The organism is Psychrobacter sp. CAL346-MNA-CIBAN-0220 (genome assembly GCF_040309805.1).
Taxonomy (GTDB): Bacteria; Pseudomonadota; Gammaproteobacteria; order Pseudomonadales; family Moraxellaceae; genus Psychrobacter.
This window is the reverse complement of the sequence record NZ_JBEOPF010000822.1, coordinates 1-224: the sequence shown is the minus strand read 5'-3', so window position 1 is coordinate 224 and position 224 is coordinate 1. Positions and strand designations below refer to the sequence as shown.

Genomic DNA, 224 nt, shown 5'->3' with positions numbered 1-224 from the left:
TATGATTTTAGTGCCATTCCTTTGTTTATATTAATGGGGGTCTTCGCCACTCATTCTGGTATGGCGACCAAACTATTCGATTCTACTCGTACTATCTTTGGTGGTGTTAGAGGGAGCCTTGGGATTGCTGGTATTGGCTCATCAGGCATCTTTGCTTCTATTTCAGGATCCTCGCTAGCGACGGCGTCTACGATGGCGCGAGTGGCATTGCCACAAATGGAAAA

Annotated in this window: 1 protein-coding gene; it reads left to right on the top strand. The window is 46.4% G+C overall.

What is annotated here, in order from left to right:
- A partial coding sequence (locus AAEY88_RS15810; protein ID WP_350563929.1) for a TRAP transporter large permease subunit occupies positions 1 to 224 on the top strand: 224 nt, incomplete at both ends.